Genomic DNA, 21309 nt, shown 5'->3' on the forward strand with positions numbered 1-21309 from the left:
AGTATGAACAGTAGTATTCGTGCCCTGACCTTGATGGATCTCACCACTCTCAATGAGGATGACACCAACGCCAAAATTATTGCACTTTGTCAGCAGGCCAAGACACTCTTTGGCAACACCGCCGCCATCTGTATCTTTCCCCGTTTTATTCCTGTTGCACGCAAAACATTAAATGAACAGGGAACACCGGAGATCCGGATCGTAACCGTGACTAACTTTCCCCACGGTAACGAAGACATTGAGATTGCCGTTGCGGAAACGCGGGCTGCAATCGCCTATGGAGCTGATGAAGTCGATGTGGTGTTTCCATATCGCTCCTTGATGAAGGGAGATGAGAATATTGGCTCTGAATTGGTCCGGGCTTGTAAGGATGTCTGTACGCCTGCAATGGTGACGTTGAAAGTCATCATCGAGTCAGGTGAATTGAGGTCAGAGGATCTTATACGCCGAGCTTCTTCTATCGCGATCAATGCGGGGGCGGATTTTATCAAAACCTCCACCGGAAAGGTCAAAGTGAACGCAACACCAGAAAGCGCTCGTACGATGCTGGAAGTGATTCGAGAGATGGGAGTCCAGGACACCGTAGGTTTCAAAGCCGCTGGCGGCGTCAGAACGGCAGAAGATGCAGCGCACTATTTGGCGATGGCTGATGAGATTATGGGGCCAAACTGGGTATCCATTGAGCATTATCGGTTTGGTGCGTCCAGTCTGCTTGGTAGCCTGCTTAATGACCTTGGTGTACACTCCGATGTAAAAGGCGACTATTGAACCATCATTTCGCCCCGCTAAGTACACAGGCTGCCTACTGCAGCCTGTTCTTTTATAGGAACAAAGCCCTGAACCTAGCGGATAAACTCAATAGAATGCGGCTCATCGATTTCCATGAGCTGACCACAATAATCGACAAAGAACTTTTCGGCTATATGTGCTTATTGTGATTACTGCGGATGGCGATCAGCCAGTAACATTCATACCAGGTCTGGGGTAAACATTGGCTGGAATGGCTGTTTAGCTTCACCGAGTTATACAATAATCAAGTCGCTTAACCTCTGTACCAACTGACCTTAATACAACAGGTATCTCATTAACTGTTGCTCACCCACTGCATCGATTAATGCCGACCAGATGGATAAGCGCCTCTACAATTGCCATCATGTGCGACAGGGTTATCTTCTCTATGTTTATAGATGCTGGCAAGGGCCATCGACAGCAACCCGTTATGTGTCAATGAGATTGTCCAATAAGGTACGAGATAGTTCCGTACCAGCCAACATCAGATGGCATAGTAGATGGCATATCAAAAATCGTGCAAAAAGAAAAAGCCCAATAAATTCAATTGCTTGGGCTTATCATTTGGCGGAGAGACAGGGATTCGAACCCTGGGTGGCATTGCTGCCACAATTGATTTCGAGTCAATCCCGTTCGGCCACTCCGGCATCTCTCCGTGGGGAAAGAGTTTTACCCAAGCCTGGCCGATGATGCAATAAAAATTTCTTACATATCAAATGGCTGAATGAAATATCTGAGAGCAGGCTCACAATGCGGCATCCACAGCTCACTTTGACAGGCCACTTCGAACAGCCCTGCCGCCACCCGGCCTCAATCCCGTTCGCGAACCCGTCCCTATCCATGTCGTGATATTGGGCCATAACTATGTTGGGTTCGTTTTTCCCGCTTGGCGGTCAAACATGTGGAAGAGGTCGATTTTGGCAGGTTTCCTATCTATCCATAAACCGTTGAGGATATGCGGCAAGCTGGTAATCATGGGCTGATTGAGGAACAATCGCACCATCCTGGCGGCCAGATTGATGATGTTCCGCCCCGATTGAACCGATGGACACCCGATGCAACTGCCGATATTCATGCCTACCCCCATAAAACCTGCTCTCTTCCTGCTACTGGCTGCGACCCTGCTTTGCGCAGTACCAGTGCAGGCCAAACGTTACCCGCTGCCACCCGCAGAGAGCCGCCTTATCGGCGAGCTGGAGGATTACATCATCCAGCAGAATGAGCATCTGGAGCTGGTTGGCAAACATACCCAGATTGGTTTTTTGGCGCTGCTTGAGGCAAATCCCGGTGTAGACCCCTATTTACCCAAGCCGGGCACCCGGTTGACACTGCCAACTCAAATGCTGCTGCCCGATGTGCCTCGCGAGGGGATCGTCATCAATCTGCCCGAGTTGCGCCTCTACTACTTTCCCAAAGGCAAGAGTGAGGTGATCGTGCTGCCCATCGGGATCGGTGATATTGGCCGCGAGACCCCCGAGATGACCACTACCGTCATCGAGAAGACCCCCAATCCCACCTGGGTACCCGGCCCCATGGTGCGTAAATCCTGGCTGGAGCAAAATGGGATCACCCTGCCCGCAGTGGTCCCTCCCGGGCCAGAGAATCCTCTCGGCAAGTTCGCCATGAGGCTCGGTTATGGCAAGCGCGACTACTTGATCCATGGTACCAACAAGGATTTTGGCGTTGGCCTGAGGGTGAGTGCTGGCTGCATTCGGCTACGTCCTGACGATATAGAGGCACTGTTCAAGATTGTGCCGATCGGTACACAGGTGCGAGTCATCAATCAACCGGTCAAGGTGGCTATCGAGCCGGATGGACGCCGCTGGCTAGAGGTGCACTCACCACTCTCCCGCACCGAAGAGGAGCTTGAAAATGGGGCCCCTCTGGTGCTATCACCAACCATCGAGCACTTTATCAGTGCCCCCGAGGTTGCACAGGATGAAGTCACTGCCGCGCTGGACAGTAAAAATGGCCTGCCCCGCCCGATCAGTGGTTAACGCCTCACTGTTTATGTCATCACAGCGTGAGCCCCACCGGAGTTGCCCCGCATCATGAAATACCTGCCCCTCGCGCTTATGCTGGCAAGCTGCCCACTGTGGGCAAAAGACATTCTCTGGATGAATAACGGCGATCGCCTGACTGGCACCATCGAAGAGATCGGCGATGAGTCGGTGCGCATCGCCCTGCCCTATACCGGTGCCGTAACCGTCAAACGGGATGCCATCAAGCGCTGGCGACTGGAGAAACAGGATAAACCCAAGGCGACGGCCAAAGGGGGGATCAAGCTATTCAAGGATGAACAGGATGAGCGCAACGCCTGGCTGTGGACCGGCAGTGGCGATCTCAACATCAAGCTCAAGAACAAAGACAAACAAACCAACAACGTCAACTTCAAAGGCACTACTGAAATCGCCAATCTGGACTGGCGATACAGCCTGTCCGGTGAATACACCTATGAAACCTCTGACAGCGTCACCGATAACCACGACTACAAGCTGAATCCAACCCTTGACTACTTTTTCGATCAACACTGGTTTGTGCGCAACTCGCTCGATGCCGACTATGACATGCTGGCAGACAACTACCTCAAGCTGAATGTTGGCTCTGGGCCGGGCTATCGCGTCTGGAATGACAAGCGCAGACGGCTGGAGCTGATCGCTCAAGGTGGGATCCAGCGTGCTTACTTTCGCAGTGACAGCCAGCCAGGACTGGCCTTGTTCGATTCCCGGATCATCAGCTACCCCATCGGTAGCCTGGGCTGGGATTACCGCCAACCACTGGCATTCTGGCAACAGCAATTTGAGTTGTTCAGCAAGGGTACCTATTTGAAATACCTGGCACAGCCCTCTCCCTACCTCACGCTGGATAAGGACATCACTGGCAGTCTTGGTCTGCGCTACTACTTCAACGACCACTTGCGCCTCTCCTGGTCGAGCGAGATAGAGCGGCAAAATGGCGAACTGCACTATCCTGGGGTGGATGCCGAAATATCTGAGAGCGAGTGGCGCCACTTGCTTAGTTTGGGGGCAAGCTTTTGAGTAGCGAGCAAATCAACAAGAGGAGCCAATTTGGCTCCTCTTTCTATTGCAGTAATAGTGATGAGAGTGATGCAAACTCACGACTCGTCGACATCACTCTCAGATCAGCCCCCAGGCGGCAATCTGGTAAATCCACACCATCGCCAGCAGGGTACCGACCAACCCCATGATGACCCCGATCCGTACCATCTGACGGCTCTCCACCAGACCGGTCGCATGAGCCAGTGCATTGGGCGGGGTACTGATGGGCAGCGACATGCCCAATGACACCGAGAGCGTCACCGCCAGGATAAGGGTATGGCTACCGCCCCACTCCGCCAGCTCCGGCATACTGACCGCCAATGCAGCGACCAGCGGCAGCAGCAGGTTGGCAGTCGCGGTATTGGACATGAAGTTGGCCATCACTACCGCCAGCAGACAAGCGCCTACCAGCACCGCCAGCGTAGAGTACTCATGGAACGGAATGTGGGTAATGAGCCGCTCTGCCAGACCGGAATCCTCCAGCGCCAGCCCCAGCGCAATACCGCCCGACACCAGCCAAAGCACGTCGAGAGAGATCTTGTGCAGATCGTCCTTGGTGATGATCCCGGTGGTCAGGAACACCGCCACCGGGATCATGGCCACGACGTAAGAGCTCATGCCATGTAAATCGCCCAACAGCCACAGCACTATGGTAGTGATAAAGGTGAGATAGACCACCCAAGCGCGGGGAGTTTGCATAAAGCGCCCTTCAATCTTCAACTCAATGCGCTTGAGGGGGCTTGGGAAGAAGCGCCCCAGCAAAAACCAGCCAAGCAGCAACAAGACCACCACGAAGGGCACGGCAAACCCCATCCACTGGCCAAACGAGATAGCGTGTTCACCAGTCAGGTATTTGAGTGCCACCGCGTTGGGTGGAGTACCGATGGGTGTACCAATCCCGCCCAGGTTGGCAGCCAGCGGAATCGCCAGCACAAAGCCGATTTTGGCCGGGTCTTTGTCAGGAAAAGCAGCCAGCACCGGGGCGAGGATGGCAAGCATCATGGCAGTAGTGGCGGTATTGCTCATGAACATGGAGAAGGTGGCAGTGATCAGCATCAAGCCCAGCATGACGATTCTGGGATCCCGACCAAACGGGCGCAGCAACACTCGCGCCAGATTGACGTCCAGATGATATTTCGTCGCGGCGATAGCCAGAAAAAAGCCCCCAAGAAACAGCATGATGACTGGCGAGGCAAAGGTCGCCATCACCTCGGTCGACTTGAGCAGCGCACCGAAGCCAGGATCTGCTTTGCCTGCGGTCATAAACCAGAGCCCCTTGTCGGAGAGCAGGAGCAACTCCAGCACGATGATCAGCACCGAGGTGGCGAAGATCGGAATGGGCTCCAGGATCCAACAGAGGGCAGCCAGCACGAAAATAGCCACAACCCGCTGCTCAATCACGGTGATCCCCTCCAGCGGGATCCAATGGGTCGGGATCAGCAGGATGGCGAGGCTAAGCAGCAATGGCAGAATAATCTTGTGATTGATGAGCACTATGGTCTCCAGGATCGGGAGTAAGGAGCCGATAGTGGCACAACATGCTATGACTCCGGCCGGCTATCTCGCCAAAATGAGAGCTGGCTAACTGCAGCCGATCCGGTTTTGTGAGTCATATCAAGCTGGGAACAGTACGCTATGCTCGGCACCTCACCATCGGTAACAACCAGGCAAAAAAAACGGGCCCGCCGAAGCGGGCCCGTTTCATCATCCTGCCGATGAGGGCGCTCAAAAGTAAATGCGGGTCACTGACTCGATGACACAACCCGGGCGGCGGATCCCTTCGATCTCCACCTTGATCTCCTTGAGCAGTTCCAGCCCGCCCTTGATGGGGGTCACCCGTGCCAACTTGGTGCGCGCACGGATGTTGCTGTCCACCTTGATGGGGTACGGAAAACGCACCTGATCCAGCCCGAAATTCACCACCATACGGGCAGTCGGAAACTCGGGCGTGGTCTCATCAACCGAGCCGGTCAATTGAGGCAACAGCGCCAGGGTCAGAAAACCGTGGGCGATGGTGGTCTTGAAGGGCGACTCGGCAGCCGCGCGCTCCGGATTGGTGTGGATCCACTGGTGATCCCCGGTCACTGCTGCAAACTGATCGATCATCTGCTGGCTGACATGGAGCCACTCACCGACATGGGTCTCTTCACCAATGTGGGCCTGCAGGGCAGCATAAAGCTCGGCTGCATCACCAACCAGCTCCACCGCCGGTTCCTGAGTCATGGCTGGCTGACCGTTGACGACTTGCGCCACGGTTACCGCATCCTGTTGCTGCTCGCTCTGCAACTCGGCTTGCAAGTCCAGCACACGCCCCAACAACGGATGAAGATGTGCCTTTTGCTGAAACTCACGCCAGTAGTCGCGGATCGCCGGAGAGAGCCAATCCTTGAGCTCAAAGGGGTGCTGCGCCAAGATTTCGCGCTTGCGCTTCAGAAAATCGACAACTTTCATCTACCGATCCCTATTTGATCCAATGCCTGTAAAGAGGTCTAACCAGTCCTATTTTATTAAACTTTCAGTCAAGAGTGCAAAAAAATCTCGGCGTACACCTGTACCAAGACATAAGTAACCACTCAAAAACAAAAATAAGGCATGAGTTTCCAACTATAAAACCAAATACCGCAAAATCCACCAAAATAGCAAACATGAGAGGTTCATCATAAAAAAGACCCTTGCCGGGCCTTGAAGAACTGGTTCAACGTGCTTGTGGCCACCCGTTTTGCAAACCCTCTTTATCCAGGAAGGACCAGGCCAGGATCCGGCTCACCTTGTTCCCCTGCGCCATATCAATTACCCGTACCTGACGCGCCCCCACCCGGCTCAGCGCCTTCTTCGCTCCCGGCAGGTTCTCTTTCTTCGATACCAGCGAGCTGAACCAGAGGCACTGGCTGGCAAACTCCTTGCTCTGGGCAATCATATTGGCCAGAAACGCCGCCTCGCCCCCTTCGCACCAGAGCTCAGCCTTCTGGCCGCCAAAGTTGAGCACCGGCGCGCCTGTCACCTCCTTGCCCAGATTGCGCAGCTTGCGCTCCGTCCCCTTGCTCGCCTCCGCGAGCGACGCGTGGAACGGCGGATTGCATAGGGTCAGGGCAAAACGCTCTTTAGGACCGATGATGCCGCGAAAGACATGGTTGGCATTGCTCTGCAGACGGCACTCAATCTGATTGCCGAGCCCGTTACTCTTGGCCAGCAAGGTTGCCGCTTTGACCGAGACGGGATCGATATCCGATCCCACAAAGCGCCAGCCATATTCACGACAACCAAGCAACGGATAGATACAATTTGCCCCCACCCCGATATCCAGCACCCTCACCCCCTTGCCGGTGGGAATAGTGCCAGCGCTTTCCGCAAGCAGATCGGCCGCCCAGTGCAGGTAATCGACCCGCCCCGGGATGGGTGGACAGAGGTAACCGGCAGGCAGATCCCAATGAGCAATTCCGTAGTGATGGGCCAACAGGGCACGGTTTAATATCCTGACCGCATCTGGATCGGCAAAATCGATGGTGCGGGTGCCGTAGTCGTTGGTGAAGACGTGGACGGATAGCTCAGGGGTTCGCAGGCAGAGCGCCGCCAAATCATAACCCGCCTGATGACGATTACGTGGGTGGAGTCCGGATTTGCGGTCACCTGACTGAGGGTCACCGGCTGATGTGATGCGGGGTTTCATGCTAAGCCTGCCGAAGAAAACGGGCCCACACTATAGTGATTTGGCTCATGAAAGTCTAAATGACTGCAATAAAAAACCGGGCTACGTGGCCCGGTTCAAGTGAGGTTGGAAAAACAGTCCGTACTGCGAGCCGTTTGTCCAGCCTGACTCAGATGTCGATCCGGCGAGCTTGCCAGAACTTGCTGCGCCAGTATTGGCTGTCCAGCTTTGAGCGTGTCACACCTGCGCGGGTTGAAGCGTGGATAAATTCACCATTGCCGACATAGATGCCAACGTGGTTGAGACGACGATTGATTTTGAAGAAGACCAAGTCACCTTCGACCAGATCCCGTTTGGCAACACGCGTCCCTTCATGGACTTGGGAGCGGGTATCGCGGGGCAATTCGACACCAACGGCATTACGGAAAACTTCACGGGCAAAAGCAGAACAATCGATACCGCGCTGGCTGCTGCCACCCATCCGATACGGTACACCACGCCACTCTTTATATACTGTCAGGATTTCATTCACATCGGGTGTCTGGGAAGCTTCCGGTTCAATTACAGGTTCAACCATGGAAACTTCGAGCTTGCTCGCGACCTCGGGTTGGGGTGCCGACGCACAACCCGCCATTCCGAGCGCAACCAGCAGTAGCATCAGGTAGCGCAATCCTTTATCCCCGCAAAATAGTAAATCTTGTTAAAATACGGCCCCAAAGGGCAATTTATAAGGCAACAGCACCCGACTATATCCAAGAATTCTATCGAGGCAAGTGAAAATCCCTATCAGGCTCACATTTTTGCAAGGAAATGCACGATTTTTCATAATTAATGTGATCATGCCCAAACAATATACAATCGCCAAAAGAGCCATGGGGCTCATAGATAACTGGCTTTTATCCCTGCTTCATCACCTTTTTCAAGTGAAAAAACATGATCGAAACCGATCTTTTTTTGTTAAAACCGGCCAGGGTGTGCCAGCAACTGCTCGCTCAATTGCCCGGATGGCTGTCAACCGATGAGCAGCATATCTGGCAAACCATGACCCATCCTGAACGACGCCAGGAATATCTGGTGAGCCGCGCCCTGCTGCGCCAGCTATTGGCCGAACGGCTGCAGCAACCTGCCGCCAGCCTGCAATTTTGCCACGGCCCCCACGGCAAGCCTCGACTGCATGATGATGCTTGGCATTTCAATCTGAGCCACAGTGGCAACTGGCTGGTAGTGGTGCTCTGTTCGCAAGGGCCGCTAGGAGTGGATATCGAATTGGGCAAACGGCGGCATCATCCCCTCCCCCTGGCCCGCCGATTTTATGCACAGAGTGAATATGAGTGGCTCTGCGCACTGCCCAAGCAAGAGCAGGAGTCCGCCTTCTATCGGCTCTGGTCACGCAAGGAGGCCGTACTGAAAGCCCACGGCGGCGGCATAGCCGCAGGGCTCGAGAAAGTGCGATTTGTCCCGGAGCAGGGGTGGTACCTCGACAACCGGCTCGATGATACCGGTTATCAGGTGCAGGATTGGCCATTTGCCGGGGGCTGGCTCAGTCTGGCCACCACCGCAAGCCCGGTGAATTTTTACCGGTTGGATGAACGCTTGAATTGCCTGCCTATCAACCCCATGTTACTCAATACACTTGCTGAAGAGTCCAACTCATGATCGTCGATATTACTCCCCAGAATTTTCACGCCGAACTGATCGATGCGTCCATGAAAAAACCGGTCGTCATCTATTTCTATGCTCCACAGATGCCTGAGTGTCAGGGGATGACTCCACTGATCGAATCCCTGGTTGGGCCCGCCAACGGTCAGGTTACCCTGGCCAAAGTGGATATGAACGATCCCCAGTTGCAACCACTGGCCAGCCAGCTCGGCTTGCGTGCTCTGCCTGCGCTGGTGCTATTCCATCAGGGAAGACCCGACGAGCAGGGGATTATTGAAGGGCCACAGGATGAAGCAACCTTGCGCCAGTATTTCGCCGCCTTCGCCCCCAAAGAAGAGGAAGAGCTGCTGGCCAAAGGGCAGCAGGCACTGGCTGACGAACAACCCAGTATCGCCTATGCCCATCTGACCAAAGCGCACCTACTGGTGCCTGCACGTCACGATATCAGCCTGTGGCTCATTCAGGCGGCGCTCGACCTCAATCTGCTTGATGAAGCACAGGAGCGCCTAGGCGCCATCCCGATGGTGGCGCAGGATAGCCAATTCCATGCCCTGAGCTCACGGCTCGCCCTGGCGCTGCAAGCAGCAGACAGCCCGGAGCTGCGTGCGCTGGAAGCCCGCCATGCAGAAAACCCGGAAGACTTTGCGCTGGCACAAGAGCTGGCTGTGCAATACAACCAGGCAGGACGTCAGGAAGAGGCGCTGGAGCTGCTGCTTTCCATCCTTAAGCGGGATCTCGCCTTCGGTGATGCCAGAAAGACCTACCTCGACATCCTGGCAACCATGGGCAGTACACCGGCGGCGCAAAGCTACCGTCGCAAACTCTATAGTCTGCTCTACTGATCAGAGGCGAGAACTGGCTGGTAATGATGGGGGAGTGCCGGGAGACCGGCATGACCTCATGGGTCAAAGGGGAAAATGGTGGCGTACGGTTCTGAAAAACATGAATTTCAGGCAAAAAAAAATGGCGCATAACTGCGCCATTTTTTTCGCATGGCTTACTTCTTGTACTTAGTAGCCATGTTGTCGATGCGCTGGTTAGCACGCATAGCTTCTTGCTTGGCTTCGGCAACATCAGCAGCGATTTTGGACTGATCAGCACGAACTGCGCTAACATCTTGAGCCAGTTGGTCAACTTTGTTAGACAGATTCTGAACGGAAGTTTCCAGTTCGCTGGTGTTTGCACAACCGCCCAGCAGAGCGGACAGACCAACAACACCTACCAACAACAATTTTTTCATTTTTAAAGCTCCCTTGAACTCGCCAGACGTTTAGCAAGCGGCGTGATTATGGCACAAATAAATAATACTTTGCATAGTCCCCACCACAGATAAATGCATTAAAACCCTCATTTTTTTTTGAATGGACACTTTTTACCCAAGTTCGTCTAAAAAATGAGTGCCGCGTGGTAAGGACACGAACAAAGGTTAACCAAATTTTTGGCTTATTACAATTTCGTATGAAGCTCAGGCTGTTCGTTCTGACAGCAGTTGACGATATTGCACCAGATCCTCAATGGTCAGTACCGGCATCCGGTGCTGATGGCCAAATGCAACCAGGTCTGGCAGACGAGCCATAGAGCCATCTTGTTTGGTCAATTCACACAGCACACCAAACGGTTTGAGACCAGCCAGTTGCATCAGATCGACCGTCGCCTCGGTATGACCGCGACGGGTGAGCACACCACCGGTTCTGGCTCGCAGCGGGAAAACATGACCAGGTCGGTGCAGATCTCCCGGCTTGGCGCCGTCAGCGATAGCTGCACGAATGGTGGTAATGCGATCGGCTGCCGAGACACCGGTCGTGACCCCCTGCGCCGCTTCGATGGTCACGGTGAAAGCCGTCTGATAGTGGCTGGAGTTGGCCTCCACCATCATGGGCAGTTCCAGCTGACGGACCCGTTCATCGGGCAGACACAGGCAGACAATACCGGAGCACTCGCGGATCATCAGCGCCATCTGTTCATTGGTCATGGATTGGGCGGCGAAAATGAGGTCGCCCTCGTTCTCCCGATCTTCATCGTCGGCCACCAGCACGCCGCCTCCGGCACGCAAGGCTGTCAGGGCCGCTTCGACACGGGTAATGGGATCACCGAATTCACTGAGTAGAGACTGATTCATGGTAAAACTCCTAAACAAGACAAGGACCAGAATCAGGGCATGGAAAGGCAGACAGAGATAAGCATGCAGCGGCCAGCCCAGCAGAGCCAACGCAGCAATGTCTGTCTTATCCTCTTTCATCCGGACTATGACCGTCGGCTCCGGCATCTCACCGGATCTGCTGACCCCAAACCGGCAACCAACCGGTTCGGGCGCTCGCGGGCTCCCCGAATCAATCAGGATACCGCCGGTGGGGAATTGCACCCCGCCCTGAGAATAAGCGCTGACAGCCTAAAGAAAAACGGTTGCAGATACCAGCCAAAATCCCGCGCTGGCTGAAAAGCGTTTCAACATTGCGCTCAAGATCTCGCTCTGCAACCCGTCGGCCAGCGCGAGAGGCCGCGACTGGCGAATTTCTTTATGGCACGGATCGCTTTATGGCATAGTTCCCAAAACAAAAAACAGTGCCCGAAAAAAGAGCCTGAAACACGCTGCCTGCGCAGACTGCGGCGCCAACACCACAAACGGAAAATGACAGAGATGGAAAAGAAAATACTGCTGACGGACTGCCCGGATGCCAAGGGCCTCATCGCCAAGATCACCAACATCTGCTACAAGCACCAGCTCAACATCATCAAAAACGACGAGTTTGTCGATCACGAGAATGGCCGTTTCTTTATGCGTACCGAGCTGGAGGGGCGTTTCAACGACGAGACCTTGTTGGCAGATCTGGATGATGCCCTCCCCACTGGCGCCCAGCGCCGTCTGGTCAAGGCAGGCAAGAAGCGCATCGTCATTCTGGTGACCAAGGAGACCCACTGCCTCGGCGACATTCTGATGAAGAACTACGCCGGTGCGCTGGATATGGATATCGTCGCGGTGATCGGCAACTACGACACCCTGGCCGAACTGACCGGCAAGTTCAATATTCCATTCCACACCGTCAGCCACGACGAGCTGAGCCGGACCGAACATGAAGAGCAGGTACGCGCCATCATCGACAGCTATGAGCCGGATTATGTGATCCTGGCCAAGTACATGCGGGTGCTAACCCCAAGCTTTGTCGAGGCCTATCCACGCAAGATCCTCAATATTCACCACTCCTTCCTGCCCGCCTTCATCGGAGCCCGCCCCTACCGGCAAGCTTTTGACCGTGGGGTCAAGCTGATCGGGGCCACCGCCCACTTTGTCACCGACGATCTGGATGAAGGCCCCATCGTCGAGCAGGACGTGATCCACGTCGGCCACGCCTTCAGTGCGGATGACATGGCCAAGGCGGGCCGTGACGTGGAAAAATCGGTGCTGAGCCGGGCGCTGGAGCTGGTATTGAACGAGCGGGTGTTCGTCTACGGCAACAAGACGGTGGTTTTCAAGTAATCCGCCCACGCGGCCCGCATGAAAATGCCAGAAACAACAACGGCTCCCGCGGGAGCCGTTGTTGTTTGCAAGCCGAACATCAGAGTGGCAGGTCGTTCACCGTCACGGCGCCCTTCTCCAGCTTCAGCTCGGAAGTCAGTTGCTGCTGATCTGCCTTCAGATAACCCATCGCCGTCAACTGATCGAGCATGGGGGCCAACTGTGGCACGGCCTTGCCCAGCTTGTCGCTCAGGGTGGCATGCAGTTGACCGCTCAATGCCTGCATCCCCTCCTCACTGTTAAACAGCTGCTCCAGCGAGGTTGATGCCAGCTTCACATCCCCCTTCATGGTCACCGCCTCACCATTGAGCTTGGCACTCAGGTCGGCCAGCTCCAGGGTTGCACCACGCTTGAGCATCTTGTCCAGCGCCTGCTGGATGGCCGCATCTTCAACCCCCTTGCCACCGGCGGCCTGCAGCCCCTGATAACCCTCCAGATCAAGTCCATTCAGGTTAAGGGCGAGCTTGCTGTCGGTCACCGCCAGGGTATCTGTCTCATTTTCCAGATTGAGCTTGGCGATCTTCATCAGGTAGCTGCTGGAGAGGGTCTGGGCATTGTCGCCCTTGAGCAGGGTTTCTGTGGACACCCCCTGCAACGACACCTTGACGCTGTCCGGCAATTGCATTGTCAGAGCAGAGAGTGTCATCTGGCTTTGCGGCGAAAGGATGACGCCACTGATCTCGGCAATATCGGCGCTCCCTTTCATGTCCGCCAGCACCAGATCCATCTTGTTCTGCTCTTCATGGACGGTCATCCCCTGCCAGGTCATGGTGATGTGGCCATTCCCCTCCAGGTTGCCATGAAACTCGCCGGAAAGCGGCAGGAAATGGAACTCGTCCAGCCCCTGTTTAACCTTGAACTCATTGGCCCAAAACCGGCTGCTGTTAGCCTGAGTCCAGAGACTGCTTACCGACTCCAAGCCAAATTGCCACTGATCCATACCCAGCGCGGTGAATACCGGAGCCAGCGAGCCCTGCTTGGTATCAAGCAGCAGATGGCTCTTGATATAGAGCGGTAAAATACGACTTGTTACCACGAATTGCAGATCCAGAGGTTGGCTCCCTTCCAGATCGCTGTCGAGGGCAGCCATCTCCTGGGGAGTCACTACCAGCTTCAATACCCCGTCGCGGGTAAAGAGGTTGCTATTGGCGGGTTGCCATTGCAGCTCCAGACCGCTCTCGCTCTTCACCTTGGCGATCTGCTCCGCCATGATGCGATCAAAGCTGTTGCCCGTGTACCAGCACGCAGCCAAACCACCACCTACCAGTGCCGCACCCACGGCGAGGGCCACTATCTTTTTCATATTTCCATGCATCTCCCAGGAGTTGTCACTGCACTCTAGGGGCGGACTCGGAGCGAGGCAAGTGCAATCAGGAGACAACCCGAAATTCTTCGGCCACACCGTAACATCACAACAAGGGGCTGAAGAGATAGAAGATGTTCTCCATCGCTTTCTTGTACCAGGGGCGGGCCTGCCATTTGGCCAGGGTCATGGGCGTGGCTTCCGCCATATAGCCCTGCACCAGCCGGGTCATCTGGGCCACAAACGACGGGTTGTCCACCAACAGGGTCACTTCGAAATTGAGCCAGAGGCTACGCCGGTCCAGATTGACCGTCCCAACCAACGCAAAGTCGTCATCCACCAGCACGCTCTTGGTGTGCAGCAGACCGGCATCGTAGCGATAGATCTCCACCCCGGCCGCCAGCAACTCTTCCATGAAAGCGTTGCAGGCATAGTTGGCCATGATGGAGTCGTTGCGCGCGGGCAACACCAGCTGCACCTGTACGCCACGAGCCGCCGCCGAACTGAGAGCGGCGGCCAGTGGGTCATCGGGCACAAAGTAAGGGGTCGTCAGCACCAGATGGCTACGCGCCTGATAGATGGCAAGCAGCAGGCTCTGCTGAATGCAGTCTCCCCCGACGAAGGGGCCGGATGGAATGAGCTGGGCCCGATAGTTGGTCTGTGTCCAGGCCTCTGGCTCGTGTTGCAGACTGTCGAGCAACCGCTCGCCGGTCTCCATCTCCCAGTCCCAGACAAAGATCGACCACATCAGCGGCACCATGGGACCCTGTACCCGGATCATGATATCGACCCATTGACCGACACCCGCATCCTGCTTGAAGAAACGCGGATCCACCATGTTCATCGAGCCGGTGTAACCGACTTTGTCATCAATCACCACCAGCTTGCGGTGCATCCGCAGATCCTGGCGCTGGAAGGGGATGCGCCAGGCGCCAACCGGCAACACCTCCACCAATTTGACACCTGCTTGGTGCAAGGTTTTGGGCCACGAGGAGCGGAAAAACTGTTTGCTGCCCACCGAATCAAGCAGCAAGCGACAATCCACGCCGCGTTGTGCCACTTCAATCAACGCTTCGCACACCTCGTCAGCATCGCCGCCAGGATGCCAGATATAAAACTCCAGATAGCAGGAGAGGGTAGAGCGGCGAATATCCTGGGCAATCTCGCGCAAGATCAAGTCCGGTTTGTTGAGCAAGGTCATGCGGTTGCCGGAGAGCATCGGCATGGCCAGCCGCCCCTGAATCAAATCATGCAGCGGTTGTGCCTTGGCCCCCACCTCACAGCAGTGCTGGGGAAACAGACGCGCCAGCTGGCGGATCCAGATGGCATAAGGGCGGTACATCGCCTGCGCCCGCTCGGCGCGACGGCGGCCCAGCTTTATTTCACCAAACAGGATATAAAAGCCGACTCCGGCAAAAGGGATAGCGTAAATAAGGGCCAGCCAGGCCAGTGACACCCCGATGGGACGCCGCTTCATCACCACCCGAAACGACACACCGGTCACGATGACGGTATGAAACAGCAGCAGCAACCAGCCGAGAAAACGGGAAAACAGCAGGTGGAGATCGTATTCGAGACCGTTGAACAACGGAGACTCCTTCTAATCGGCAAACAGAGTGGTGGGCAGATCCCACTTGGCAGGAATGGTATGCTGTAAAGCACATCCATTCTATCAGGTCGCATGCATGATCCTGCAATCTATGCTGCTCAGCTTGGCCATGCTAGGCCAAGGCTCATATGACATCAATGAGCAACAGATAAACCAGTACCTGCAATCCCAGGTACAAGTCGACAAACAGCTGGAACTGCCCGGCATCATCAAGGCCCATGTGCAGCTGGAACAGAGCGATGTGCAGATTGGTCGCCAACGCCCCGATACCGCACGGGTCTATGGCAAGGGCAAGCTCAAGATTGCCCTGCCAGACAACACTGAATACGATGCCCGCCTGCAGATGACATATGAGGCGAGACCCCGTTACGACAAGGCTCAGAGCGCGCTGTTTCTCGATAACATGAAACTGGTGGAGTACAAGCTGGAGCCGGAGGCGGCCGAGAAGAAGTTCGGGCTCATGCTCGGCATGCTATTGCAAAGCATGGAAAAGCGGCTGGAATCCAAACCGGTTTACAAGCTCAATGACAAGGACCCAAATCAGGCCTGGCTAAAAGAAAATCTGCTGGGACTGGAGTTGTCACCAGGTAACATCCATCTGCTCACCAAACCCCGCTAAACCGCTCAATTCAGGAGGGGCTGGGTGGTATCCCGTACCAGCAGCTCCACCTGATAGCCCTGTTGCTGCTGCCGCTCGTAGAGGGAAAAGAGGGCGCCACTCAATCGGTTGAGCGGCATATCGGCAAAACCGGCCTTAAGATAAAAGGGTTTTTCGAAGGGGAGCGCCTGACAAACCACCGGCTTGTCCGCCAGACCACAGCAAGCGTGTTGCAACAGACGTGAACCCAAGCCCAATGACTGGTAATGGGGCAACAGGCGAAAACCGCACAGGTGGTAAAACTCCTCTTCGTCCCGCAACCGCACCGCCCCCACCAACCAGTGAGCATCACGCACGACAAAGATCCGCTCGGCCAGATCCGGCACATAGTGGGAAAAGGTCGTCTCGTAATAGTCCCTGATAAGGGAGAGGTCTGCCTCGCAGTACTCTTCGAAGGTAAGTTCCATCGCCAGCTTGCTTGTCACACACAAATCCTTTGATAATCAATTATTAATGTCAAATGTGACTGGCTAATCCGACCAGCTGACGCAAGCACGATAACATGCCTTCTGTTGACAAAAAAGCGGGCTTGAACCGCGGTCTCCATAAACCCGGCAACGTTCCCTGACAACCGGGAAAATAGGCCACAACAACCCGCCCGATCACGCACTCAGCGAACCTCTACGGCTGTGATCCCGCGCACTCTGTCACTTCACATCTCCTCCTCTGTTCGCTTGTTCTGGACTCGCCATGATGCTTTACTCAACATGGCTATCACAAAGAGGATTTTGCGGTTGAAAGCATGGATGCTGGCAGGCCCAATATTATGGTTACCCCTGACGGGATGGAGCCAGACGCCCCCACCTGCAGAGGTAGTATTCCTGACAGCCGCCCCCTCCCCTTTGCGTCCGGTCATTGAGGCCGAGCCAACCCCCCAGGCAGCAAATCAAGTCACGACAACCACAACCTCGGGCAATAAACAGATCCAGGTCTATAAGTCGGTGCAAAAAAACGGGGTGATACGTTACTCCGACATGGCCCCTGAACAGGGAAACTACGAGCTCCTGCTCTTTAATGACTGCTTCGCTTGCGACCCCAAATCGAACGTCAACTGGCACACCACAGGGCTATTTCTCTATGACTATGCCAGTACCATCAAGGCTGCAGCCAATGCTTACCATGTAGAACCCGCCCTCATCAGAGCACTGATCCACGCTGAATCGGCCTTTAACCCGCTAGCCATCTCACGTAAAGGGGCAATGGGCTTGACCCAGCTGATGCCAGCCACGGCGCGGGAGCTGGGCGTCGGCAATGCCCTGCTGGCGGAACAGAATATCTTCGGCGGAGTGAAGTACCTGGCGGGATTGCTCAAGCAGTATGACGGTAACGTGGCATTGGCTACCGCAGCCTACAATGCGGGGGCGGGGGCGGTACAAAAGCATGGTGGTATCCCACCTTATGCTGAAACTCGCGCCTATGTGGAGCGTGTTCAACTGCTACACCAACGCTATAAAGAGATGCTGCAGGCCAAGGGCCTCTAGCGCGTGTAGTTGACTTTTACCCACCAAAAACACGCCCTTTGGCGTGTCGATACCACACATCGTTTCGCGAACAATCACTTCTGCTCAGCTACTACCAGACCGATGAGCCAGCGCCACCAGAATGGCACCGACAAACAGCGAAACGCCAGTACTGCGGGCTGGGCTGTTGCTTATTTGACCGGCGCAAAGCGGCTGACGACCTGCCCCTGATGCTCTATCCACTCCATGAACATGGCAACAGGGCGAGCATAGACCTGCCCATCCTGTTCGGATTGATAGATCACCAGTTGCTCCTGAGTTTCAGTATGCACTGCCAAGGCTAGCACCTGATAGTAGCCCCCCTTGAAGTGACGATATCGGCCAGGTGTGGGTGCATGCATGGGATACCTCTGCAGATTGAACAGGACGGGATTAAGGAGAAATACGCGTTAGCCAGTGCCAGTTGTATCAGATTTTTCTCGTCGGGAGAGGCAATGAAGAGGCTTTTTTACGCAAGCCAATCGTGCCAGAGAGAGTGAAGATTTCAACACAGTAGAGTAGCTTTGTTAATCACACCCCCATCTTTCACTGGTGAACCTTGCCAAGCACAAACGATTGTGCTGAATTTAACGTTTTAATAACTCTGTTTTGGGGCTAAAAATCAGGAATTTCTACTAAAAAGAAGATTGTTCTAGCATTCAATTCTGTGAAGAATAGGGGAAAAGATATTTGATACTAAAAATCGCCTTTTTCGCCAACGCGTCCCCGTGGGGAAGGAATCACACTCACCATGTTCACTATCGACAAGTCGCACAAGCTCGACGATGTCTGCTATGACATCCGCGGCCCGGTGCATAAAGAAGCCCGCCGTCTCGAAGACGAAGGTCACCGCATTCTCAAGCTCAACATCGGCAACCCGGCCCCGTTCGGTTTCGATGCCCCCGAGGAGATCATCAAGGATGTGATCCTCAACATGCCGCTGAGCCAGGGCTACTGCGATTCCAAGGGGCTGTTCTCAGCCCGCAAGGCGGTGATGCAGTACTACCAGCAAAAAGGGATGCGCAAGGTCGATATCGACGACATCTACATCGGCAATGGTGCCAGCGAGTTGATCGTGATGGCGATGCAGGCGCTGCTCAACAACGGCGACGAGATGCTGGTGCCCTCCCCCGACTATCCGCTGTGGACCGCGGCGGTGACCCTCTCCGGCGGCCATGCGGTGCACTACCGCTGCGACGAAGGGGCCGACTGGTATCCGGATCTCGATGACATCCGCGCCCGCATCACCCCGCGTACTCGCGGCCTGGTGCTGATCAACCCCAACAACCCGACCGGCGCCGTCTACGGCAGCGAGTTCCTGCTGGAAGTGATCGAGATCGCCCGCCAGCACAACCTCATCATTTTCGCCGACGAGATCTACGACAAGATCCTCTACGACGACATCTCCCACACCAGCGTCTGTACCCTGTGTGACGATGTCATGGTAGTGACCTTTAACGGTCTCTCCAAGGCTTACCGTGCCTGCGGCTTCCGCCAGGGTTGGATGGTCATTACCGGCCCCAAGGGCCGTGCTCGTGGCTATATCGAGGGGCTGGAGATGCTGGCATCCATGCGGCTGTGCGCCAACGTGCCGATGCAGCACGCCATCCAGACTGCGCTTGGCGGCTACCAGAGCATCAACGAGCTGATCCTGCCGGGCGGCCGCCTGCGCAAGCAGCGGGACAAAGCGTGGGAGCTGCTCAACGAGATCCCCGGGGTTTCCTGCGTCAAGCCCAAGGGGGCGCTCTACATGTTCCCGCGCCTCGACCCCAAGGTGTATGACATCCGTGACGACCAGAAGATGGTGTTTGACCTGCTGCAACAGGAGAAGCTCCTGCTGGTGCAGGGCACTGGCTTCAACTGGCCTGCGCCGGATCACTTCCGGCTGGTGTTCCTGCCCCGGGAAGAGGAGCTGGAGGATGCCATCGGCCGCCTCGCCCGCTTCCTCAAAGGCTACAAGCAGTAAACAAAGCCAATGAAAAAGGCTCCTCACGGAGCCTTTTTATTATCTGTCGTTTTTCGTCCGTACCATCAGCCGTGCAACAGGGCTCCGGCCACCAGCACCGCCATGGTGATGAGGGCCACGCCGATGATGAAGGGCAGCACCCAGCGCACGAAGCGATCGTAGGGTATCTTGGCGAGCGCCAGACCGGCCACCAGATGGGCGGCGGTGGGGGCGAACAGGTTGATCCAACCGGAAGCGGACTGATAGGCGGTGATCACCAGATCCCGCGAGATGCCGGAGAAGTCCGCCAGCGGCCCCATCAGCGGCATGGAGACGGTCGCCAGCCCCGAGGTGGAGGGGATGAAGAAGCTCAGGATGATGTGTACCAGATAGGCCATCAGGATGAAGACCGACGACGACAGCCCGCTCACCAGCCCCTCGGCCCAGTGCAAAATGGTGTCGATGATGACGCCGTGCTCCATCACCACATAGATGCCACGCGCCACCGCCACCACCAGCGCCACCCCGATAAGGTCCCGAGCGCCGTTGAGGAAAGTTGCCACATAGTTGGATTCCGGCATCCGGTTGATCAGCGCGATCAAGATCGAGGCACTGAAAAACAGGGTGGAGAGTTCGTCGAACCACCAGCCAAGGGTGGGCAGCACGTCGATACCCAGATCAGACCAGGGCACCACCGCATAGATCATCAGCAGGAAGGTGCCGAAGAAGACCAGCATGGTGAGCTTCTGCTTGCCGGTGAAGGCGAGGTTGCCGCTCTTCATCTGGGAGAACTCGTCGTCATAGGTGATGTCGGCCAGCACGGAGCGGGACTTGTCCTGCTGCACCTGCTTGGCATAACGCATCACGAACCAGGAGGCAAAGATCACCAGCAGCAACCACTGGATGACCCTAAGGCCAATCCCCTCGCCGATGGGGATACCGGCAAAACCGGAGGCGATGCCGGTGGCAAACGGGTTGACGGTAGAGGCCAGCACCCCGACCCCGGAGCCAAGCAGGATGATCCCTGCCGCTACCATGCGATCGAAACCCGCCGCCATCATCACCGGCACGATCAGTGCCCAGAAGGCCACAGTCTCCTCCGCCATGCCGAAGGCGGAGCCGCCGAGGGCAAACAGAGCTATCAGCACCGGAATGAGCAAGCGTTCGCGGCCCGCAAAGGCGCGTACTATGGCCCCGACCCCGGCATCAAGCGCCCCACTCTGCATGGTTACCGCCAGGAAACCGCCAATGATGAGCACGAACAGTGCCACGTCGGCAGCCTTGTGGAAGCCCTGAATGGGAGCCTTGAGCACATCGAATACTCCCTGCGGCTGGGAGGTGAGCTCGGTGTAACTACCGGGTACCGGCAACAACCGTTCGTCACCGCTGTAGTCGGCCACGGCAGCGGCTGCCACTGGCTGCTGGGTCTTGGCCGTCACGTAGTTGTATTTGCCCGCCGGCAGCACCCAGGTGAGGGCCGCCATCAGGGCGATGATGATGAAAAGCAGGGTATAGACTGTGGGGAGTTGGCGCTTCTTGGGCGCCTCGTTTGGAGTGGTCATAGCTTCCGTTCCTCGGCAATGCCGTCATGTAATCCGATCACCGCCAGACTAGCGGTTTTTATATGG

21 protein-coding genes, 1 tRNA gene and 1 riboswitch are annotated in these 21309 nt (G+C 55.7%); of the genes, 9 read left to right on the forward strand and 13 right to left on the reverse strand.

The features are described 5' to 3' along the window. Nucleotides 1-3 precede the first annotated feature (3 nt). Nucleotides 4-768 carry a deoxyribose-phosphate aldolase gene (deoC, locus tag ACE1BR_RS06285; RefSeq protein ID WP_374868590.1) on the forward strand — a complete coding sequence of 255 codons (765 nt, stop codon included), beginning with the start codon at nt 4-6 and terminating at the stop codon, nt 766-768. Nucleotides 769-1354: 586 nt separating this feature from the next. Here the strand turns inward: deoC and ACE1BR_RS06290 are convergent. Both ACE1BR_RS06290 and ACE1BR_RS06295 read right to left on the reverse strand, forming a co-directional pair. Beyond that, nucleotides 1355-1444 (reverse strand) — tRNA-Ser (locus ACE1BR_RS06290). A gap of 207 nt (nt 1445-1651) precedes the next feature. Beyond that, nucleotides 1652-1864, reverse strand: coding sequence for a hypothetical protein (locus tag ACE1BR_RS06295; protein ID WP_374868592.1), 213 nt, complete (start codon nt 1862-1864; stop codon nt 1652-1654). On the opposite strand from ACE1BR_RS06295, the gene ACE1BR_RS06300 reads away from it, so the two are divergent. Next, entirely contained in the window at nt 1863-2786 is a 924-nt protein-coding gene (locus ACE1BR_RS06300) for a L,D-transpeptidase family protein (protein WP_374868594.1), read from the forward strand. The genes ACE1BR_RS06295 and ACE1BR_RS06300 overlap by 2 nt on opposite strands. 54 nt (nt 2787-2840) lie before the next feature. Beyond that, complete coding sequence (locus ACE1BR_RS06305; protein WP_374868596.1) at nt 2841-3827, forward strand: DUF481 domain-containing protein; 987 nt, start codon at nt 2841-2843, stop codon at nt 3825-3827. Nucleotides 3828-3926: 99 nt separating this feature from the next. Here ACE1BR_RS06305 and ACE1BR_RS06310 read toward each other — a convergent pair whose 3' ends face one another. The 4 genes from ACE1BR_RS06310 to ACE1BR_RS06325 all read right to left on the reverse strand — a co-directional run bounded on the left by ACE1BR_RS06310 (nt 3927) and on the right by ACE1BR_RS06325 (nt 8152). After that, nucleotides 3927-5342, reverse strand: coding sequence for an SLC13 family permease (locus ACE1BR_RS06310; RefSeq protein ID WP_374868598.1), 1416 nt, complete (start codon nt 5340-5342; stop codon nt 3927-3929). 231 nt (nt 5343-5573) lie between these two features. Next, nucleotides 5574-6299, reverse strand: coding sequence for a MaoC family dehydratase (locus ACE1BR_RS06315; protein ID WP_374868600.1), 726 nt, complete (start codon nt 6297-6299; stop codon nt 5574-5576). Between the two features lie 244 nt (nt 6300-6543). Beyond that, nucleotides 6544-7515 (reverse strand): 23S rRNA (adenine(1618)-N(6))-methyltransferase RlmF, encoded by a 972-nt coding sequence (rlmF, locus tag ACE1BR_RS06320; RefSeq protein WP_374868602.1) that lies wholly within the window; start codon nt 7513-7515, stop codon nt 6544-6546. Nucleotides 7516-7663: 148 nt separating this feature from the next. Then, a complete protein-coding gene (locus ACE1BR_RS06325; RefSeq protein ID WP_374868604.1) occupies nt 7664-8152 on the reverse strand; it encodes a C40 family peptidase in 489 nt (162 codons plus the stop codon). Nucleotides 8153-8427: 275 nt separating this feature from the next. On the opposite strand from ACE1BR_RS06325, the gene ACE1BR_RS06330 reads away from it, so the two are divergent. After that, nucleotides 8428-9150, forward strand: coding sequence for a 4'-phosphopantetheinyl transferase family protein (locus tag ACE1BR_RS06330; RefSeq protein ID WP_374868606.1), 723 nt, complete (start codon nt 8428-8430; stop codon nt 9148-9150). Beyond that, the gene (locus ACE1BR_RS06335) at nt 9147-9995 is read left to right on the forward strand and encodes a tetratricopeptide repeat protein (RefSeq protein WP_374868608.1); all 849 of its coding nucleotides are present in this window, start codon (nt 9147-9149) and stop codon (nt 9993-9995) included. The genes ACE1BR_RS06330 and ACE1BR_RS06335 overlap by 4 nt, the downstream gene beginning before the upstream one ends. A gap of 155 nt (nt 9996-10150) precedes the next feature. On the opposite strand, the gene ACE1BR_RS06340 is transcribed toward ACE1BR_RS06335, so the two are convergent. Both ACE1BR_RS06340 and ribB read right to left on the reverse strand, forming a co-directional pair. Further along, nucleotides 10151-10393: an Lpp/OprI family alanine-zipper lipoprotein gene (locus ACE1BR_RS06340; protein ID WP_033115038.1), complete on the reverse strand. Its 243-nt coding sequence runs from the start codon at nt 10391-10393 to the stop codon at nt 10151-10153. Nucleotides 10394-10618: 225 nt separating this feature from the next. Further along, nucleotides 10619-11272 (reverse strand): 3,4-dihydroxy-2-butanone-4-phosphate synthase, encoded by a 654-nt coding sequence (gene ribB, locus ACE1BR_RS06345; protein ID WP_374868610.1) that lies wholly within the window; start codon nt 11270-11272, stop codon nt 10619-10621. A gap of 104 nt (nt 11273-11376) precedes the next feature. Next, nucleotides 11377-11533: riboswitch (FMN riboswitch) on the reverse strand. A 258-nt stretch (nt 11534-11791) separates the two neighbouring features. Between ribB and purU the strand changes: the two genes are divergently transcribed. Beyond that, a complete protein-coding gene (gene purU / locus ACE1BR_RS06350; RefSeq protein ID WP_042655976.1) occupies nt 11792-12628 on the forward strand; it encodes a formyltetrahydrofolate deformylase in 837 nt (278 codons plus the stop codon). A gap of 79 nt (nt 12629-12707) precedes the next feature. Here the strand turns inward: purU and ACE1BR_RS06355 are convergent, their stop codons facing one another. Continuing rightward, on the reverse strand, nt 12708-13970 hold the full coding sequence (locus ACE1BR_RS06355) for a DUF945 family protein (protein WP_374868612.1): 1263 nt from the start codon (nt 13968-13970) through the stop codon (nt 12708-12710). 106 nt (nt 13971-14076) lie between these two features. Then, entirely contained in the window at nt 14077-15558 is a 1482-nt protein-coding gene (gene cls, locus ACE1BR_RS06360; RefSeq protein WP_374868614.1) for a cardiolipin synthase, read from the reverse strand. 97 nt (nt 15559-15655) lie between these two features. On the opposite strand from cls, the gene ACE1BR_RS06365 reads away from it, so the two are divergent. Further along, the gene (locus ACE1BR_RS06365; RefSeq protein WP_374868616.1) at nt 15656-16198 is read left to right on the forward strand and encodes a DUF1439 domain-containing protein; all 543 of its coding nucleotides are present in this window, start codon (nt 15656-15658) and stop codon (nt 16196-16198) included. Nucleotides 16199-16203: 5 nt separating this feature from the next. On the opposite strand, the gene ACE1BR_RS06370 is transcribed toward ACE1BR_RS06365, so the two are convergent. Beyond that, nucleotides 16204-16644 (reverse strand): GNAT family N-acetyltransferase, encoded by a 441-nt coding sequence (locus tag ACE1BR_RS06370; protein ID WP_374868772.1) that lies wholly within the window; start codon nt 16642-16644, stop codon nt 16204-16206. A gap of 327 nt (nt 16645-16971) precedes the next feature. Here ACE1BR_RS06370 and ACE1BR_RS06375 point away from each other — a divergent pair, with 327 nt between their 5' ends. Further along, a complete protein-coding gene (locus tag ACE1BR_RS06375) occupies nt 16972-17718 on the forward strand; it encodes a lytic transglycosylase domain-containing protein (RefSeq protein WP_374868618.1) in 747 nt (248 codons plus the stop codon). Nucleotides 17719-17888: 170 nt separating this feature from the next. Here the strand turns inward: ACE1BR_RS06375 and ACE1BR_RS06380 are convergent, their stop codons facing one another. Further along, nucleotides 17889-18098: a DUF1653 domain-containing protein gene (locus tag ACE1BR_RS06380; RefSeq protein WP_374868620.1), complete on the reverse strand. Its 210-nt coding sequence runs from the start codon at nt 18096-18098 to the stop codon at nt 17889-17891. A 389-nt stretch (nt 18099-18487) separates the two neighbouring features. Here ACE1BR_RS06380 and ACE1BR_RS06385 point away from each other — a divergent pair, with 389 nt between their 5' ends. Further along, nucleotides 18488-19702, forward strand: coding sequence for a pyridoxal phosphate-dependent aminotransferase (locus ACE1BR_RS06385; protein ID WP_005334367.1), 1215 nt, complete (start codon nt 18488-18490; stop codon nt 19700-19702). Between the two features lie 65 nt (nt 19703-19767). Here the strand turns inward: ACE1BR_RS06385 and ACE1BR_RS06390 are convergent, their stop codons facing one another. Beyond that, nucleotides 19768-21243 carry a YfcC family protein gene (locus ACE1BR_RS06390; RefSeq protein ID WP_374868622.1) on the reverse strand — a complete coding sequence of 492 codons (1476 nt, stop codon included), beginning with the start codon at nt 21241-21243 and terminating at the stop codon, nt 19768-19770. Between the last annotated feature and the right edge of the window lie 66 nt (nt 21244-21309).

It is taken from the genome of Aeromonas sp. MdU4 (assembly GCF_041929505.1).
GTDB lineage: Bacteria > Pseudomonadota > Gammaproteobacteria > Enterobacterales > Aeromonadaceae > Aeromonas.

Bases quoted from the DNA above. Each gene is read 5' to 3' on its own strand.
- ACE1BR_RS06330 (WP_374868606.1), top strand. From the start codon at position 8,428: ATGATCGAAACCGATCTTTTTTTGTTAAAACCGGCCAGGGTGTGCCAG.
- ACE1BR_RS06305 (WP_374868596.1), top strand. From the start codon at position 2,841: ATGAAATACCTGCCCCTCGCGCTTATGCTGGCAAGCTGCCCACTGTGG.
- ACE1BR_RS06385 (WP_005334367.1), top strand. From the start codon at position 18,488: ATGTTCACTATCGACAAGTCGCACAAGCTCGACGATGTCTGCTATGAC.
- rlmF (WP_374868602.1), bottom strand. From the start codon at position 7,515: ATGAAACCCCGCATCACATCAGCCGGTGACCCTCAGTCAGGTGACCGC.
- ACE1BR_RS06365 (WP_374868616.1), top strand. From the start codon at position 15,656: ATGATCCTGCAATCTATGCTGCTCAGCTTGGCCATGCTAGGCCAAGGC.
- ACE1BR_RS06335 (WP_374868608.1), top strand. From the start codon at position 9,147: ATGATCGTCGATATTACTCCCCAGAATTTTCACGCCGAACTGATCGAT.
- ribB (WP_374868610.1), bottom strand. From the start codon at position 11,272: ATGAATCAGTCTCTACTCAGTGAATTCGGTGATCCCATTACCCGTGTC.
- purU (WP_042655976.1), top strand. From the start codon at position 11,792: ATGGAAAAGAAAATACTGCTGACGGACTGCCCGGATGCCAAGGGCCTC.
- ACE1BR_RS06315 (WP_374868600.1), bottom strand. From the start codon at position 6,299: ATGAAAGTTGTCGATTTTCTGAAGCGCAAGCGCGAAATCTTGGCGCAG.
- ACE1BR_RS06370 (WP_374868772.1), bottom strand. From the start codon at position 16,644: ATGGAACTTACCTTCGAAGAGTACTGCGAGGCAGACCTCTCCCTTATC.
- ACE1BR_RS06355 (WP_374868612.1), bottom strand. From the start codon at position 13,970: ATGAAAAAGATAGTGGCCCTCGCCGTGGGTGCGGCACTGGTAGGTGGT.
- ACE1BR_RS06325 (WP_374868604.1), bottom strand. From the start codon at position 8,152: ATGCTACTGCTGGTTGCGCTCGGAATGGCGGGTTGTGCGTCGGCACCC.
- ACE1BR_RS06295 (WP_374868592.1), bottom strand. From the start codon at position 1,864: ATGAATATCGGCAGTTGCATCGGGTGTCCATCGGTTCAATCGGGGCGG.
- ACE1BR_RS06340 (WP_033115038.1), bottom strand. From the start codon at position 10,393: ATGAAAAAATTGTTGTTGGTAGGTGTTGTTGGTCTGTCCGCTCTGCTG.
- deoC (WP_374868590.1), top strand. From the start codon at position 4: ATGAACAGTAGTATTCGTGCCCTGACCTTGATGGATCTCACCACTCTC.
- ACE1BR_RS06380 (WP_374868620.1), bottom strand. From the start codon at position 18,098: ATGCATGCACCCACACCTGGCCGATATCGTCACTTCAAGGGGGGCTAC.
- ACE1BR_RS06300 (WP_374868594.1), top strand. From the start codon at position 1,863: ATGCCTACCCCCATAAAACCTGCTCTCTTCCTGCTACTGGCTGCGACC.
- ACE1BR_RS06390 (WP_374868622.1), bottom strand. From the start codon at position 21,243: ATGACCACTCCAAACGAGGCGCCCAAGAAGCGCCAACTCCCCACAGTC.